Source organism: Pelovirga sp. (genome assembly GCF_059864205.1).
In genome coordinates, this window is sequence record NZ_JCBCBS010000080.1 from 11,502 (window position 1) to 25,574 (window position 14,073).

The 14,073-nt window shown below is 54.0% G+C and carries 17 protein-coding genes; 7 read left to right on the forward strand and 10 right to left on the reverse strand.

Features of this window, described 5'->3' with window-relative positions:
* Window positions 1-63: 63 nt before the first annotated feature.
* The 5 genes from AC6F7T_RS05100 to AC6F7T_RS05120 all read left to right on the forward strand — a co-directional run bounded on the left by AC6F7T_RS05100 (window position 64) and on the right by AC6F7T_RS05120 (window position 3,657).
* Window positions 64-1,242, forward strand: a complete 1,179-nt coding sequence (locus AC6F7T_RS05100; protein WP_500716920.1) for an MFS transporter — start codon at window positions 64-66, stop codon at window positions 1,240-1,242.
* Between the two features lie 3 nt (window positions 1,243-1,245).
* On the forward strand, window positions 1,246-2,067 hold the full coding sequence (locus tag AC6F7T_RS05105) for a S1-like domain-containing RNA-binding protein (protein WP_500716921.1): 822 nt from the start codon (window positions 1,246-1,248) through the stop codon (window positions 2,065-2,067).
* 138 nt (window positions 2,068-2,205) lie between these two features.
* The gene (locus tag AC6F7T_RS05110) at window positions 2,206-2,682 is read left to right on the forward strand and encodes an Rrf2 family transcriptional regulator (protein WP_500716922.1); all 477 of its coding nucleotides are present in this window, start codon (window positions 2,206-2,208) and stop codon (window positions 2,680-2,682) included.
* A 64-nt stretch (window positions 2,683-2,746) separates the two neighbouring features.
* Complete coding sequence (locus AC6F7T_RS05115; protein ID WP_500716923.1) at window positions 2,747-3,169, forward strand: hypothetical protein; 423 nt, start codon at window positions 2,747-2,749, stop codon at window positions 3,167-3,169.
* Window positions 3,169-3,657 (forward strand): thermonuclease family protein, encoded by a 489-nt coding sequence (locus AC6F7T_RS05120; protein WP_500716924.1) that lies wholly within the window; start codon window positions 3,169-3,171, stop codon window positions 3,655-3,657. Before AC6F7T_RS05115 ends, AC6F7T_RS05120 begins: the two co-directional genes overlap by 1 nt.
* An 8-nt stretch (window positions 3,658-3,665) precedes the next feature.
* On the opposite strand, the gene AC6F7T_RS05125 is transcribed toward AC6F7T_RS05120, so the two are convergent.
* From AC6F7T_RS05125 to murI, 3 genes are all read right to left on the reverse strand, one after another.
* The gene (locus tag AC6F7T_RS05125) at window positions 3,666-4,157 is read right to left on the reverse strand and encodes a RomY N-terminal domain-containing regulatory protein (protein WP_500716925.1); all 492 of its coding nucleotides are present in this window, start codon (window positions 4,155-4,157) and stop codon (window positions 3,666-3,668) included.
* 98 nt (window positions 4,158-4,255) lie between these two features.
* On the reverse strand, window positions 4,256-4,906 hold the full coding sequence (locus AC6F7T_RS05130) for a GerMN domain-containing protein (RefSeq protein ID WP_500716926.1): 651 nt from the start codon (window positions 4,904-4,906) through the stop codon (window positions 4,256-4,258).
* Between the two features lie 26 nt (window positions 4,907-4,932).
* Window positions 4,933-5,727: a glutamate racemase gene (gene murI, locus AC6F7T_RS05135; protein WP_500716952.1), complete on the reverse strand. Its 795-nt coding sequence runs from the start codon at window positions 5,725-5,727 to the stop codon at window positions 4,933-4,935.
* A 190-nt stretch (window positions 5,728-5,917) separates the two neighbouring features.
* Between murI and AC6F7T_RS05140 the strand changes: the two genes are divergently transcribed.
* Together AC6F7T_RS05140 and AC6F7T_RS05145 are read left to right on the forward strand one after the other, a co-directional pair.
* Window positions 5,918-6,250 carry a hypothetical protein gene (locus tag AC6F7T_RS05140; RefSeq protein WP_500716927.1) on the forward strand — a complete coding sequence of 111 codons (333 nt, stop codon included), beginning with the start codon at window positions 5,918-5,920 and terminating at the stop codon, window positions 6,248-6,250.
* A gap of 43 nt (window positions 6,251-6,293) precedes the next feature.
* A complete protein-coding gene (locus tag AC6F7T_RS05145) occupies window positions 6,294-6,545 on the forward strand; it encodes a cytochrome C (protein ID WP_500716928.1) in 252 nt (83 codons plus the stop codon).
* A gap of 26 nt (window positions 6,546-6,571) precedes the next feature.
* On the opposite strand, the gene AC6F7T_RS05150 is transcribed toward AC6F7T_RS05145, so the two are convergent.
* The 7 genes from AC6F7T_RS05150 to yihA all read right to left on the reverse strand — a co-directional run bounded on the left by AC6F7T_RS05150 (window position 6,572) and on the right by yihA (window position 13,534).
* Window positions 6,572-7,276 (reverse strand): anaerobic ribonucleoside-triphosphate reductase activating protein, encoded by a 705-nt coding sequence (locus tag AC6F7T_RS05150; RefSeq protein WP_500716953.1) that lies wholly within the window; start codon window positions 7,274-7,276, stop codon window positions 6,572-6,574.
* Window positions 7,273-7,419: an anaerobic ribonucleoside-triphosphate reductase gene (gene nrdD / locus AC6F7T_RS05155; protein WP_500716929.1), complete on the reverse strand. Its 147-nt coding sequence runs from the start codon at window positions 7,417-7,419 to the stop codon at window positions 7,273-7,275. The genes AC6F7T_RS05150 and nrdD overlap by 4 nt, the downstream gene beginning before the upstream one ends.
* 174 nt (window positions 7,420-7,593) lie before the next feature.
* Entirely contained in the window at window positions 7,594-9,582 is a 1,989-nt protein-coding gene (locus AC6F7T_RS05160; RefSeq protein WP_500716930.1) for a ribonucleoside triphosphate reductase, read from the reverse strand.
* Window positions 9,583-9,852: 270 nt separating this feature from the next.
* A complete protein-coding gene (locus AC6F7T_RS05165) occupies window positions 9,853-10,863 on the reverse strand; it encodes a tRNA-dihydrouridine synthase (protein ID WP_500716931.1) in 1,011 nt (336 codons plus the stop codon).
* 8 nt (window positions 10,864-10,871) lie between these two features.
* Window positions 10,872-12,086: a precorrin-6y C5,15-methyltransferase (decarboxylating) subunit CbiE gene (cbiE, locus tag AC6F7T_RS05170; protein WP_500716932.1), complete on the reverse strand. Its 1,215-nt coding sequence runs from the start codon at window positions 12,084-12,086 to the stop codon at window positions 10,872-10,874.
* A gap of 222 nt (window positions 12,087-12,308) precedes the next feature.
* Complete coding sequence (locus tag AC6F7T_RS05175; RefSeq protein ID WP_500716933.1) at window positions 12,309-12,914, reverse strand: histidine phosphatase family protein; 606 nt, start codon at window positions 12,912-12,914, stop codon at window positions 12,309-12,311.
* Complete coding sequence (gene yihA / locus AC6F7T_RS05180; RefSeq protein WP_500716934.1) at window positions 12,911-13,534, reverse strand: ribosome biogenesis GTP-binding protein YihA/YsxC; 624 nt, start codon at window positions 13,532-13,534, stop codon at window positions 12,911-12,913. The genes AC6F7T_RS05175 and yihA overlap by 4 nt, the downstream gene beginning before the upstream one ends.
* Window positions 13,535-14,073: the final 539 nt, after the last annotated feature.

Sequence of the window (14,073 nt, forward strand, 5' to 3'; positions counted from 1 at the left end):
TTCTGCTACAGCAAATAACGTACACCGACTGATTGGCTCATTCCCTGAAAAGCAGAAAACCTCATGCCACAGCGTCGCTATTTTGAACTTATTCCCATCATCCTGACCACCGTACTGGCCCTCTCCGCCCTGTACGCCCCGCAACCGTTGTTGCCTGCATTACAGCTTGAGTTCGGTGTCAGCCGCGAGGCCGCAGCGGCTCTGACTACCGTCACCTTTATCCCCCTGGCCCTGGCACCACTGGTCTACGGTTATCTGCTTGAGACAGTTTCACCCCTGCGCATTCTGAAGCTGGCGGTACCATTATTAGCCATTTCCGCCCTGCTCTTTGCCGTCGCCACCAGCTACCCCCAGCTGCTTGCTATCCGACTGTTTCAGGGCTTGCTGATTCCCGCCCTGCTGACCTCGCTGATGACCTGGCTGTCGGCCCGTTCCAGCGCCGAAACCCTGCAGCGCACCATGGCTCTGTATATCACTGCCACCATCTTCGGTGGTTTCGCTGGACGAGCCACCTCCGGATTGATTGCCAACCTGTTCGGCTGGCGTTTCAGTTTTGTTGCCCTGGCCTTCAGTCTGTTTGTCGCTTTTGCCCTGCTGATCCGGCTCAAACCGGCCAGCGGCACCAGGTTCGTTCGCCCACACCCCCAGGCCATCCTGGAGGTTCTGCGTAAACCTGACTTCCTCCCCCTCTATCTGGGCGTCTTCTGTCTGTTCCTGGTCTTTTCAGCCGTCATGAACTTTATTCCTTTTCGTCTGACGGAACTCAGTGACAAAACTGATTCCATGCGCATCGGCCTGATGTATTCCGGTTATATGATGGGCATTGTCACCTCTTTGGGCGCCCCCTGGTTTATCCGCCAGCTCGGAGGGGAAGTCAGGACGATCCGCTCCGGGCTACTTGTGCTTGGCGGCACCCTGATCACCTTTGCCACTCCCCTAGTCGGTGTTCTGTTTGCCTCCATGTTCCTCTTCTGCGGCGCCATGTTCCTGGTCCATACTACCGCTTCAGGGCTGGTCAACCAGATGGCCGGCAACAGCCATCGTGGCCTGACCAACGGCCTTTATGTCGCCTTTTATTACGCCGGCGGCAGCATCGGTTCGATTGCCCCCGGGATCCTTTACCAACAATTCGGCTGGAATGCGTTTCTGCTGCTACTGGCGCTGATCTGTATCATCGGCTATGGTTGTTGTCGGCGGATTTCAGTAACCACAACAATTCCCCCTCGTTCTGGAGATCAGTGACCCATGTTGCTACCCGGTTATTACTACCAACTGTCCGTCACCCGTACAGCCGGCGAAGGAATATGGCTGGATGCAGCGGGAACAGAAATCCTCCTGCCTCGTCAGGAATGCCCCGACAACCTGCAACGCGGTGATCAACTGACGGTGTTCCTCTATCTTGATCGCAACCAGCAACTTCGACCGACGAGCCGCAGACCAGCGGCACAGGTCGGAGAATTTGTCCTGTTGACGGTGAAAAACATCTCCCCCCAGGGGGCCTTTCTCGATTGGGGTCTCGCCAAGGATCTTTTTGTGCCGCACCCGGAACAGCTCGAGCCGATGCAGGTCGGCCGCCCTTATCTGGTGCGCATTTGTCACGACGACCAGCAGCGTCCTATCGCTTCAGCACGACTGGAAAAATATCTACGCGACGAAAACTGTGACCTGCGTCAGGGAGACGAGGTCGATGTGATTGTCTGGTTATTTACCGACCTGGGCGCCAAAGTCATTGTCAACCATCTTTATACTGGTCTGATTTACACTGACGACCTGCTACCCGGGCTCAAACGAGGAACCCAACGCAAGGGCTATGTGGCTAAAATCCGCGATGATGGTAAACTCGACATCAGCCTGCAACCGGCAGGAACGGCCGGAATCGACGCTGCCCGCGCTATTTTGCTCCAACAATTGGCGCAACAGGAATGGCTTCCCCTGACCGACGCCAGCCCCCCCGAGGTGATCCGCAGCCGCCTGGGAATCAGCAAGAAGCTGTTTAAAAAAGCGGTCGGCGCCCTTTATAAAGAGGGTAAAATTGTCCTGACAACCGACGGCATTCGGCGAAACTAAACAGTTTGTCGCACATCATTGATCTATTTAGTTGTAATTTTTATCGCTCTAATCCCTCATGAAGAACGAGCTTTTATTCTTGACAACAACGCTGAAGATTCTTATAGTTTCTGCAATTTAATGATGGAGGCACAAAACATGAAGTTGTCTACCAAAAGCCGCTACGGCGTCCGTGCGCTGTTCGATATGGCCTACCACGCCGGTTCAATGCCGGCTCAGATCAAGGATATTTCCCGGCGCCAGAACATTTCACCCCGCTACCTGGAACAGATATTTCAGGATTTAAAAAAAGCCGGTCTGCTGAAAAGCCGCCGTGGTCCTCAGGGCGGTTACAGCCTGGCGAAAACACCGGAAAAAATTACGGTTAAAGAAATTGTTCTCGCCGCAGAAGGAGAACTGCTGCTCGTCAATTGTGTTAAAGGGCGCCGCAAGGATGGCGAATCTGATCCCATTTGTGAATTCGACAACCAGTGCCTGACCCAACGGATCTGGGCCGAAGGCAGCAAAATTCTTGGTGACTACTTTGAGTCCATTACCCTGAAGGACATGTGTGACCAGGGGCAGCAGATGGGCCTGGAAAAGGAACTTGATCACCGCTTTATGTATTTTATCTGACCCTCCTGCAGTAACAGATTGAACATCTTCAGATGGGCAGCTACCCTACAGTCCAGGAGAGATCATGCCGAAAACCAGCACGTTATTTGCCGTCTGTTTTGTTTCCGGCCTGCTGGGAGCCCTGTTCAGCAGTCTGTTTTTATGGCTTGGTAGCGAATGGGGCATCATCCGGATACTTGGTATCAATCTCTCTCGCAGCATCGCCCTGCCCGCCCTCTATCCCCTTATGTTTGCCGGCGGCTTGTGGGGGCTGCTTTTCTTTGTCAGCGTGGCATCACCCCGAAGCCGACGATTCTGGATTCGCAAGAGCTTATGGGTCGCCCTGATCCCAGCTTTGGTCGACATCGCCTATATCTATCCGCAAGTGCAGAATCAGGGAATCGGCGGGATTAATCTCGGCATACTGATGCCGGGGCTGATTATCCTGAGCTGGCTGGTCTGGGGATTCTTTACCGGCTTTTTCGCCCGGCTACTGTGGGGGCGTTAGTGCTCGGGCGCATGCTTGTCGCCTTGTTAGTCTTTGTTCAGCTGTGCGCCTGCCAGCAGGCTGAAGCGATTTCCGGGCAGGTGACCTGGGTCTACGATGGCGACACTATCGAGGTGGAGAATATTGGTCGCGTCCGTTTGTTGGGCACTGATGCTCCAGAAGCGAAGGACTCTAAACGTGACCGCTTTTATCAGCACAACTTCCAGATCTCACCAGCAACCCTGCGCTCAGTAGCGCGCCAGGCCAGCCATTTTGTTATTCGCCACAGTCGCGATCAGATCGTCCGGCTGGAATTCGATCAGGAACGGATAGATTCCTACGGCCGCACCCTGGCTTACGTATACCTACCTGATGGCCGTCTGCTCAACAAATTGCTGATTGAAGAAGGACTTGCTGCGGTGTTCCGCCGGGCTGACTTTGAGCTCAAAGATCAATTTATGGCGGCAGAGGCTGTAGCACGCCACAACAAACGCGGTCTGTGGCATTAGCCTGTTGGTTAAGACTTTTCCTGACCGGCAGTCAAATAGGCGTAAATCAATTCATCCAGAGAAGATTCAGCAGGTTTGGGCTTTTTGAATTTATCGATGCTGGGTTCAGCAACAAATGCCGGTTCGCGCCGTGGCTCATCCGTGTTTGCAAGCTCTGCGTCTGCTTCTTCTTCAACTTGCTTCTTTGCGGATTCCGCCGCCGCGATTTTGACCTGCGGCGCCGCCAGGACAATTCCCAGTTCCTCGATCCGCCGATCAAATTCACCACGGGTCAAGCTGCGCAACATCCCCTTATGCTGTTCCTTGGCCAATTCCTCAACTACTTTATCGAGATGATCAACCTTGATGATATCAGCGTAGACGGTTTTTTTCGACGCGATGATGGTGCCACCAAGGTACAGCAGAGTTACCAGTTGCGGTCGTGCCGGACCGCTGTCTTCGGTCTGCACATGGAAGGTTTTTCCACGGTAACCGGCATTGTGATTGTACCCGACAATCATCCTGACTCCTTGAATTAAGGCGGCACTCCAGCACTTCTGTTTATACTGCACTCTCATGCTGTTGAGCAAGAAGAGCAACCACCTGCTAGTTGCTGCCTTTAGTTGCTGCCTTTAGTTGCCGCCTCTATCAACCGCTCAATCTCGTGATAGTCCTGTTGTTCGCGCGTTGGATCAACGGTGCCGGTACCAAGCCCGGGTGGTTGTGTCAACGCATAATCGGCATAAACCGGGTGATCAATCCGCACATGCCCTTTCAGGGTCTGACGCACCTCCCCTTCCACCAGAATCTGCAACTGCCGCAGGTACGGAAAGCTTTCACTCAAACTGTTGATCAGGCTATAAATCGTCAGGAGCTCGGTCAGACTACCGCCGGGATGATGATCGATTAAATGGCGTGAAAAGTTGATACGCACCAGATCATTATCCAGCTCCACCCCTTTGATCCGCGTGGTCGCCGGCATCACCCGCACGGCCTTGCCTTGTGGCCCGGCAATCAGGCGCTCGAGCAGGGCACGAACACAGTCGCGATCATCCTCGCAGCCACTGATCCCATCGGTCACTCTGAGCAGATAGCGCCCCTGGGGTTCAGCAAAATACAGGGCAACCTCGCGCTTGGCCAAAGGTTCTTCAATAAACCCCGGGGGTTGCATCAACTCGTCCTGGGAATCCTGCAAAACCCAGCCGATCATATAACCAAGCACTATGCCGACGACCAGCACCAGCGTCAGGCTGAGAAATATTTTTTTCATGAACTGTCCTTCCCTGATTGCCCGCCTTAACCGATTTCCACCTGAACAACTCGCCCTAATTCGGAACCCAGAAAAGCTGTTCCTACCCGTTCAAAACGGGTAGGAACATCGGTAACGTAAAACTCGCGGCGACCGCCACTATCTGGATTTACCAGGCCCTGCTGACGGAACAACTGCTGAACCGTCTTGGCGGTCTCCTCGGCTGAATCAACCAGTAACACCTCTGCACCAAAAATACCACGCAGGGTGTTGCGCAACAGTGGGTAGTGGGTACAACCTAGAACCAGCGTGTCAATCTGCGCCTGAAGCAACGGTTGCAGATACTCCAGGGCCGTCAGGCGGGCAATTTCATGTTCAGACCAGCCCTCCTCAGCCAACGGCACAAACAGAGGACAGGCAACTGAAAATATTTGTGCATCAGGCACGAGAGCGGTGATTGCCTCGGGATAGCGCCCACTGTTGATCGTGCCTTCGGTACCAATCACGCCGATGCGGCGGTTGCGACCGGCACAGGCCCGGCGCGCACCGGGCTCGATAACGCCGATAACAGGTAGTTGAAAACGCTCGCGTAGCTGTTCCAGTGCCACAGCTGAAGCAGTATTACAGGCAACCACCAGCAGTTTCACACCGCGATCAACAAGAAATTCCGCTGCTTCTAAAGCATAGCGCTGGACAGTTTTGACACTTTTGGTACCATAGGGCACCCGCGCGGTATCGCCAAGATAAATAAGGTTCTCGCGTGGCAACAGAGCAGCCACCTCTTTGAAGACCGTCAGGCCGCCTACTCCGGAATCAAAAATACCTATCGCTTTGCCCAGCACTGCATTCTCCCCATTGGAAACATCTCGATAAAAAATGCCCCGCAGGGCTTTGACATAACGGGTCATCGTAGAGAAGCAGATGGTCAAAGTCAAGCAGACGAACACCCTTCGCCAACGAGATTAACCCTTTTTTGCCGGGCGCCGATCTGCTAGTATATGTGGGCTTTTCGTAACTTTTGTGGAGGCATCTATGAATCTGGCAGCGGTCGCAGATTTTTTTGAAAATTTTCGCACGGACAGACTTATTGAGCAGCTTAATGCCTGGAACGTCGGTGATCTGCACAGTAATCCCTGGTTCATCGGCACTTTTGTTGTTATGGTTCTGATTTCCTATGTTATCGGCTGGCGCGCTGTCTCCGCCATCATCACCGGCTTCGGTGGCTTTATCATCACCATCTCCCTGACCCTGGCCAAAGGTACCGGCACCGAAGGGCTCGAAGGGGGAGGGCTTTATATTATCGTCATCGGCGGTGCGGTGGCGGTGATGCTTTTTATTTATCTGCTGTTTATCAAAACGGAATAACCACTGATAGACCATGACGGTCTCTTTTGAATCGGAGTCGATAATGAAAAAACGTGATATATTCCTGTTGCTTGCAGGGGTGGCCCTGGTAACCTTCTTGTGGATGGCGCCGGAGGAGACAACAGCACCGGTTCCACACGACGAGATCCACGAGCCCTTCTTCGCCGTTGCCGCAAAAGAAGGAAGAAAAGCCGCTGAGGCTTCCTGCACTCAATGCCACAACGCAGAGATGGTCCCCTTCACGGAGAATCACCCCACCACCTTCCGGTGCTTGTTCTGTCATAAACTGAAGTAAAAGAGAAAGGCTGCTTTGTAGGACAGTCAGATTCCGCGCACCTGGACCTGATGAACATATCCTTGAGCAATGGTGGCGAACTGCTGCAACTGCGCCGCAGGATAAGCTTCCAACCGTTGCCATTCAGCAAACATGGCGTGCTCTCTCACATATTGCTGCAGCACCCACAAGCGCGCACCGCGCAGCAGTTCTCCGATCTCGTCAATCTCTCGCTGCGTCACCAGTCCGGGCATACAGGTCGTCCGATATTCCACCGCAATGGCGGCATGACGCAGTAACTCGACGGTTTCGATCAAGCCGGCAGGATCAACAGTGACGCTATGCAGTTCGGAGTAACGCTGTGGGGAGGTCTTGATATCAACGGCAATATAATCGAGCAGATTGAGTTCGAGCAGATCAGCAATAACGTTGGGTAACAGACCATTGGTGTCGAGCTTGACCTGCAATCCCAGCTGTTTAAGCGCGGATAAAAATGCCGGCAGACCGGCTTCGATGGTCGGTTCTCCGCCCGATATCACAACCCCATCGATAAAATTCCTTCGTGCCTGCAGATCTGCCAGCAACTCGTCAACCGGGATATCCGGATAGCCGTCAGGATCTAATACCAGCCCGCCATTATGGCAAAAGGGGCAAGTCAGGTTACAACCACCGGTAAAAACCAGGGATGCCACCCGCCCGGGAAAATCAAGCAGGCTGGTCCCCTGAAACCCTTTGATGGAAATTGTTTTCAGCGCTTCAACTCGGTCGGAGCAACAACGTACTCAGAGCGATCCTTGAACTCTTCCTTCTTACCGCGATTCCATTGTTGCACCGGGCGGAAAAACCCGCACACCCGTGAATAGACTTCGGTCTTTGAATCACATCTGGTCGCCATTATTTTCCTCCTGTAATTTAAAAAAACTTGCAACAATTCAATTATAGCCCATGGCACCGGGTCGGGGGTCCTGTGACAAGGGTGTCTGTCGCCATGGAGGGCGACAGTCAAGCGGCGATGGACGGCGAAAAGCGTCCCTTGGCACAGGATCCCCGACCCGGTGCCAACCCCCCATCAGGCCGCACGGTCAATATGATCATGGGGGCAGGCAAAGTGCTCGCCGCTGATGTAGCCATGAACGGGGCAAATGGTGAAGGTCGGACTCAAGGTAAAATAGGGCAGATGAAAATTCTCGGCAATCCGCTTCACCAACAGACGCGCACTGCGCCAGTCTTCCAGACGCTCGCCGAGGAAACCATGAAACACCGTGCCGCCGGTATAGCGGGTCTGAAGCTCGTCCTGATGGGTCAGGGCAGCAAAGATATCTTCGGTGCTACCCACCGGCAACTGGGTTGAGTTGGTGTAATAGGGTTCGCTGGTGCCGGCACAGTGGATGTCGGGAAAGCGCTTGCGGTCACCGCTGGCCAGACGGAAGCTGGTGCCTTCGGCCGGAGTTGCCTCGAGATTATAGAGGTGGCCGGTTTTATCCTGGAAAGCCTCAAGCTGGCGACGCATAAAGTCCAGGGTTTCTTGTGACAGAGTCTGCCCGGCGGCACTGTCGATCCCTGCGCCGATCAGATTGAGACAAGCCTCATGCATACCGATCAGGCCAATGGTGGAAAAATGGTTATCCCAATAGTTGCCGCTACGCTGGCGAATCGAATCGAGGTAAAACTTGCTGTAGGGGTAGAGACCGTCATCGGTAAAACGTTCGAGCTGCTTGCGTTTGATCTCCAGGGAACGAAAAGCGCTGTCCATCAGCTCACTGATACGACTGAAAAAATCGGCTTTAGTTGCGGCCAGGTAGGCGGCACGCGGCAGATTGATGGTCACCACCCCGATCGACCCGGTCATCGGATTGGAACCAAACAGGCCCCCGCCACGGCGCCGTAACTCGCGGTTATCAAGCCTTAAGCGGCAGCACATGGAACGCGCATCTTCCGGATCCATATCGGAGTTGACGAAATTGCTGAAATAGGGGATGCCGTATTTGGCCGTCATCTCAAAAACGGGGCGTAGCCGATCACTCTCCCAATCGAGATCTTTGGTGATGTTGTAGGTCGGAATCGGGAACGAAAAGATCCGCCCTGCAGCATCCCCTGCCATCATCACCTCGCAGAAGGCCTGATTGAACAGATCCATTTCCGCCTGAAATTCACCATAACAGCGATCCATCAGCCGGCCACCGATGACCACCGCTTCAGCGGCCATATTGGAAGGCACCATCATATCCATGGTAATGTTGGTAAAGGGTGTCTGGAAGCCGACCCGAGTCGGCACGTTCATATTGAAAACGAACTCCTGCAGACACTGAAGAACCTCCTTGTAACCCAATTTGTCATAAGCGATGAAGGGTGCCAGCAAGGTATCAAAGCCGGCAAACGCCTGCGCGCCGGCCGCCTCCCCCTGGAGGGTATAGAAGAAATTGACCACCTGCCCCAAAGCGGTACGGAAGTGCTTGGGCGGATGACTCTGGACCTTGCCGTAAGCGCCACAGAAGCCTTTAAGAAGCAAATCTTTGAGATCCCAGCCGCAGCAATAGACCGACAGCATCCCCAGGTCGTGGATATGGAAATCCCCTTCGCGGTGGGCACGGGCAATATCTTCGGGGTAGATTTTATTGAGCCAGTAGTTACTGGTGATGTTAGCGGCGATGTGATTATTCAAACCCTGCAGGGAATAGCCCATATTGGCATTTTCGTTGACCCGCCAGTCCTCACGCACCAGATAGGAATCAATAGAAGCGATCGACTCTTCCATAAACTCCTGGGTACGGCGCAACCCTTCACGCTGCTTGCGATAAAGGATATATGCCTTGGCGGTCTGGGCATGGCCGTTTTCAATCAGGATTTTCTCGACCAGATCCTGCACGTTCTCAACGGTGGGAAGATTGTTCTCTTTGTAGAGAACTGTCAGGATGCTACCAACCTGAAGGGTAATTTCCGACGGTTTTTCGAAATCGCTGCCACCCACTGCCTTGACGGCATTACAGATCGCCTGGGTGATTTTACTTTCATCGTAAGGAACCAGACGCCCATCGCGCTTGCGAATATATGTCAGCATACCCTCTCTCCCAACAACTGTGACCTGCGGCCACCGGTCAACAACCCAGACGTGAAAACAAAGGGAAGATCCTCCCTGTCGGCCGATCTACTGGAATAAACCACCGAGGCGCAGACTAGCACAGGCCGTAGCAGCATGACAATGGTTAAAAACACTATATCTGGTGGATGAGTTAGAAAAGGATACTACATCTTGTCAACATGCCTGTTGATTGTTTGTGGATAAAGAGAGGCTAAACCACCATAAAAACACTGGCTTTAGTGATTTTTTTCAGAAACATTCAGAGTCCGGCGCAATAGCAAAATGGCCTTGCAGACGGGCAAGAAAAGTCGCAGCCGACGTTGCTCGCTTGAGCTTGCCGAGATCGCGCTGTAAATCGGGATCAGGGATAAAATTGAGTACATCCTTGATCTTCATCAGCGCCTGGCGCTCACCGCAAAATTTCTGCAGATAGCTTGGCCACAGGTCGCTGATAAACCGGCCGAGTTCCCGGCGCCGCAGCTCCGAATCGACCATCTGAGGAGCCGTGCCGCGAATCCGCTGAAAAATAACCGGGTCGGCCAGAGCACCGCGGCCGATCATCAGCCCGGCAACACCCGTCTGCGTCAGCAACGCCCGAGCCATAGCGGCTGAATTGATATCGCCGTTGGCAATAACCGGCAACCTGGTTTTTGCTGCCATGGCAGCAGTGATCCGGTGATCGGCAGCACCATTGTAGTGCTGCGCTACAGTACGCGGATGGAGAATAATAAAATCGACACCGCTGTCGGCAAAAACAGGCAACAGGCTCTGCCACTGGTCCAGGTCACCATAACCGGCACGGCATTTCACTGAAAAACTGCCACGGCAGACACGCCGTAACGCCGCCAGCATCGCCGCCAACTGCTGTGGGTGGCGCAGCAATTCGCCACCGGTTGCACCAGTGGTCATACGCCCATAGGGGCAACCCAGATTCAGATTGATGTGCTTTACGCCACCGGCCTGCACCAGCACTGCTGCTTCGGCCAGGGCCGCAGGGTCATTACCGATCAACTGCACCACCAGAGGCACCTCAGCAACATGATCCTGGAGTTCACTCAGCTCGTTTTTAGCGACCCGCTTTCGGGTCTGGGACTGCACCCGCACAAACTCAGTGAAGACCAGATCCGGCTGGTATTTCTGCAGATAGAGGCGGCGCAGGGCCGAATTGGTCAACCCCTGCATCGGCGCCAGCATCAGCGGACGCTGGCCGACGCTCCAGGGGAGAACAGAATCAGCAGATGATTTATCGTTGGGGCTCACAACAAGACTTATTGTTTGACCCCGGTGATAATATACACGGGGTTATACGCCTCAAACATCTTGTAATTGGTTTCCGGACGGGTACGGGCAATGTTTAAAGCCACGACTTCGACCTGATAGCCGGCATTGTTAAAATAATCATTGGCAGCGGTCAGAGTGTCGAGGGTAATGGCATTAAGGACAACCAGCCCGCCACTTGCCAGGCGCTGGTCAACCTGTTCAAGAATCTCCCACAGATGGCCGCCACTGCCGCCGATGAAGACCCGATCGGGATCGGGCAACTCATCCAGACATTCGGGCGCGCTGCCGGTCACCAGGGTAACGTTGCGGGCATTAAAACGCCGCAGATTCTCGCGGATAAAACCCAGACTCTCATCATTACGTTCAATCGCGAACACCCGCCCCTGCGGCAGCAGATAGTCCGCCTCGATACTGATGGAGCCGGAACCGGCACCGATATCCCACAGGCACATATCATGGCGCAGACGCAGCTTGGCCAGGGTCACAACCCGCACCTCTTCGCGGGTCATGGTTTTTTTGACACTTAAAAATTCATCGTCCGGAATGCCAAAGACGGGCAACGCCTGCTGTTCATCCTCCTCGTATTCGCGAATGAGAATCAGCACGTTCAGCGCTGCCACGTCCAACTCCAGCAGTCCCTTAACACTGGTCAGGCGGATTTTCTCTTCCGGCGTGCCAAGGTTCTCACAGAGATAGACCCGGTAACCGAGACGGTCGCGCCCCGCCAACTCGGCCGCGATCATCTTCGGAGTGATCAGTCCATCGGTCAGAATAGCGGCCTTGTCGTTGGCCACCACCCGATCAACAACACTCTTGACATCACGACTATGGGTCGAAACAAAAATGGCATCATCCCAGGGCTCACGAATCTTGGCAAAGGCGTACTGGACCGATGTGACGTTGGGCAAAAAGTCGATCAGCGCGTCGGGCAGATTGCGCAGCAGATAGCGACCGACGCCGAAAAAGAGTGGGTCGCCCGATGCCAGCACCACCGCATTGCCGTGAAAATGACGCAGACGCTCAATCATCGCCGCCATCGACTCATCATCGATCTGCTGCTTTTCTCCCTGATAGTCGGGAAACAGAGCAAGCAGACGGGACGCACCAAAGAGGATGTCGCCGGCAGCAACCAGCCCCAACGCTTGGGCAGTAAAACCTTCCTGCCCCGCCATACCGGCGCCAATAACATGAATTGACTTCATGGTTTGCACTCCCTTAGTTGATGTCTATCCGGAAAAACCCAGATGAATTTAAAAGTTACTTTCCGTACCTATTGGTTGAGGCGGTGGGTAAACAGCCTGTCATTTCCGAGTTCTTTCAGCGGGCATCCATGCTGTCGCAGCTTGAAAGGATACCGGTTTACAGCCCATGCGGGGATGGCGATCAAAAGCTGCCCTTAACCGCCTTTCCAACGGAGCAATAAACTACCTGCCATTAACCAATGAAACGCTCGTTCGCCGGTCTGGATAATAATCGATAATATTGTGACAGGCGTAGTCCTGCTCGATGCGCATCACACTTTCCAACGGTGCCCCAAGGGCATCAAGAAGAATCAGACGATTCACCCCGCCGTGGGACACTATAACAACTTCACCCTCGGGGTGAGAGGAAATTATCTGCTGCAGTTCAGGCCGCACCCGAGCGGCAAGCATGCTGAAGCTCTCGCCACCGGGGGGCGCAATATGAACGATATCGCGCAGGCGCGCCTGCCACAATGGGGCAGCATCGCGCTGCAGTGCCGCCCAGGGGACACCCTCCCAGTCACCGGCACAGAGTTCGCGCAAGCTGGTTCGATACAGCGGCGTAACCTGTTGAAACAGGGCGATCTGGTCAGCGGCAAAGCGACAACGCTGCAGGTCACTGGAATAGATAGCGGCCAGACGGCGGGACTGAAAGCGTCCGGCAAGGCTCGCGGATTGGCGCCGCCCGAGAACGGTCAGTGGAATATCGGCCTGACCGTTGTAACGTTTTTCTTCATAGCCTTCAACCTGGCCATGGCGTAACAGATGCACCCGCGTGGGGTTTTTCATGGGATCTCACCACCTTCTGATATCCCATCGGTGACCTGCTGTTCAAGAACAGATTCAATCCGCTCACGAATATCCTCAATCCCTTCGCGGCTCAACGCCGAGAACAGACTGAAGGCATCAACCGGCAAACCGGTCGCCGCAGCAATGCGTTCGACGTGTTGGCGGCGCTGCGAACGACTGACCTTGTCTATCTTGGAAATCACCGGAATGGTCGGCACACCGAACTCTTCAAGCCAGTCAAGCAAATCCAGATCCTCCTCCCCCGGGGTGCGGCGGATGTCAATAATGAATACCGTCGCCGCCAGACAGTCGCGGATCTCCAGATAGGTTCTGATCATCGGACCCCAGGCTTTTCTGACCGCCACCGGCACCTTGGCAAAACCGTAACCAGGTAAATCGACCAGCACAAAACGCTGGTTGACATTGAAAAAATTGATCAACTGGGTACGCCCCGGGGTCGATGAGGTGCGGACCAGATTTTTTCGATTGAGGACCACATTGATCAGGGTGCTCTTGCCGACATTACTGCGCCCGGCAAAGGCAATTTCAGGAAACTGAGGATCCGGATAATGCGCGGGCCTGGTTGCGCTTTTAATAAATTCGGCGGTGCTAATTTTCATTGGTTCGTCCTGGCAGGAAAAATGGAACAATGCCTTGCAGCATACCCGATCCATGGCAGGCCTGACAACTGTCGTCTGACCAGGGACAAAGTCACCAATACTGTCAGTTGGTAGCTGTTCAGCACCGGATCTTCGGATCCTATGTCAAGGGACGCGATTGTTTCCTATTGGGTTATCCCTGACCGCTTGTTGTCGCCGTCCATAGCGACAAACACCCTTCACACAGGAGCCAAAGGCCCTGCGCAAGGACAGTGCTGAATAGTTACATCAGTTTTTTAGTGATATCAGGGGCAGGAATCTGCTATTGTGCCAAATCAAACTTTGCAGCAGCGGGACAATATCGACTATACTGAGCGCTGACCCCGATACTATATGAATGTATCTGTTCAGCACCGGATCTTCGGATCCTATGTCAAGGGACGCGATTGTTTCCTATTGGGTCATCCCTGACCGCTTGTTGTCGCCGTCCATAGCGACAAACACCCTTCACACAGGAACCCCGACCTGATGTGAAGGACAGCAGCTGAATAGCAACGCAC